Source organism: Mesorhizobium sp. M7D.F.Ca.US.004.01.2.1, from assembly GCF_003997785.1.
Lineage (GTDB): Bacteria > Pseudomonadota > Alphaproteobacteria > Rhizobiales > Rhizobiaceae > Mesorhizobium > Mesorhizobium loti.
Map to the genome: position 1 here is coordinate 1 of NZ_RZRQ01000573.1, position 2,283 is coordinate 2,283.

At 60.4% G+C, this 2,283-nt stretch carries 2 protein-coding genes; both read left to right on the forward strand.

Annotated features, from left to right (window positions below):
• Window positions 1–647: 647 nt before the first annotated feature.
• Window positions 648–1,046 (forward strand): hypothetical protein, encoded by a 399-nt coding sequence (locus tag EN993_RS37255; protein ID WP_164758025.1) that lies wholly within the window; start codon window positions 648–650, stop codon window positions 1,044–1,046.
• Between the two features lie 137 nt (window positions 1,047–1,183).
• Window positions 1,184–2,283, forward strand: a 1,100-nt coding sequence (locus EN993_RS34900) for an FAD-dependent oxidoreductase (protein WP_127266154.1), incomplete at its 3' end; no start/stop codon positions are given.

Here is a 2,283-nt window from a genome sequence, read left to right on the forward strand (position 1 = left end):
ATTTCGTATGGCGCACCATCAAGAAGGCAGGCCGCGATGCGATGAACAGAAAGCTTGAACCGCAGCCGAGGTCACTGTCCACGCAATGCCAGCGGCGTGCGTCCGCGACTTGCGGGTCTAGGCATTGCCCAACTGCCTAGGCATGACAATGCCAAGCCCGGCCTGGCAAATGTCGGAATTGGTGGAAATGGTCGGACGCGCGTCAGCTTCGAGGATCCCCATCGCCTCACCGGCTGACTGTGCCTCTCGCAGTCCCTCTCGGGTCCGAGGCGCTCGAACCACCCGGCACACCTGCGGAAGAGCTGGAAGGAAGGCAGGAAACGGCGGAGCGCGGCCAGAGCAAGGTGTAAACGATATCGACGGGATCGTCGTCTGGTCCGTCGAAATCGATAGGCGGAGCCAGTCGCGTGAAACCGCAACAGGCGAAGAGATCATCTCGAACAAAGCGTGTGGGAAAGCAACGCCATGGCCGACACCCGTCGAGCCGAGGACCGCGGTGCAAAAGACTACGGAAAACCATCTGCTCGTCCAGCCCCGATCTCCGTGCAAGCGTGACTGAGATTCTCGACAAGGCCGAATGCTTTCCCTTTGTGGAGAACAGCTGCTCGTGACGAACAGGTCAACAAGCTTGTGATTGCCCGCTTTCCATGGACCATCTCTTCGTCGATCCGACTACATTGTCGGGGGGTCCATTCCTTGCCTATGACCACGACGGCAAGCTTGTCAGCACCATCTACATGCTGCCGATCACGGATCTCAATCCGCACCCCTCGATGTCAAACAGGCGGACGATGGCAGGCGCCGATATCGCGACCGTTCCACCAGCAGCGCTCAGAAATCTCGCCAAACATCGCTCACCGACAACGGTCTGGGGTCCTTCCTCGCCGACTGGGGTAAGACGGGCAAGCGATCCTTTAATTGCGCGCAGTGGAATTGCTAAAGGAAGCCATCATAAAAATTGCACTCAATTACCGATTAAATTCGTTTGCATGATACCGTCGATGGCGGGAAGCTGCAGTGTGAAAACCACTCACCCCAATGCGTGACATGGTCGGAATATTTGGCGCAAATGGTGCCAAGGACCTGAAGGCGCGCGAGCCAGGCAGAAGGTATCCCGAAGCAGCGGGGATTGGCGCTTCGCCGTACGAGCGATTTTGACGCCAGTTCACCAAGGGAGAAGAAAATGGCTGAAGGCCATACCAAATCAGTCGGACCGGATCTGGCCCAGGGCATCGCGTTGTCCGACCTTCCTGATGGCGGAAAGCTTGTCGGCCGATGTGGCGACGACCAGGTGCTGCTGGTGCGCTGTGGAACCGAGGTGTTCGCGGTCAGCGCGACATGCACCCATTACGGCGGGCCGCTCGCTGACGGTCTCGTGGTGGAGGATACCGTCAGGTGCCCCTGGCATCACGCGTGCTTCGATCTGCGAACGGGCGAAGCGCTGCGCGCTCCTGCCTTCAATCCTCTAGCCTGCTGGGCCGTCGAACAGCGGGATGGTCGGATATTCGTCGGCGAGAAATTCAAACGGACGGCTCCGAAACCGCGCTCCGGAGGCTCCGGGCAGATCCCCAAGAAAATCGTCATTGTCGGCGGCGGCGCGGCGGGTTTTGCAGCGGCCGAAATGCTGCGACGGGAGCAGTACCAGGGCAGCATCGTCATGATCAGCGACGACCATGCGCCGCCCGTCGACCGACCCAACCTCTCCAAGGACTACCTCGCAGGAAAGGCCCCGGGGGATTGGATCCCGCTCCGCGGCGAGAAGTTCTATTCAAAAAACAACATCGACCTGCGTCTCAATGTGAAGGCCGTTGACATCGATCTGCGGTCCCGCGAGGTCGTCCTCGCTGATGAAGGAAGGATTCCTTACCACAGGCTGCTGCTTGCGACCGGAGCCGAACCGGTTCGCCTGACCATACCCGGCGCCGACCAGCCACACGTTCACACGCTGCGCTCGTTTGCGGATTGCAAGGCGATCATCGAGCGAGCCACGACTGCGCGCCGCGCCATTGTGCTTGGCGCCAGTTTCATTGGCCTGGAAGTAGCCGCGGCCCTGCGCGCGCGCGATATCGAAGTTCACGTCGTGGCGCCGGATAAACGGCCCATGGAACGGGTCCTCGGTCCGCAAATGGGCGACTTCATCCGCGCGCTCCATGAGGAGAACGGCGTCGTATTCCATCTTGAGAACACGCCGACCAGCATCGACGGCAGGAAGGTGAAACTTAGCAGCGGCGGTACGCTGGCGGCGGATTTCGTCGTCGTCGGCATCGGCGTACGGCCGCGGAC

What these genes read in the sequence shown, in the direction of transcription:
- EN993_RS37255 (WP_164758025.1), top strand. Translation starts at nt 648, where the DNA reads ATGGACCATCTCTTCGTCGATCCGACTACATTGTCGGGGGGTCCATTC.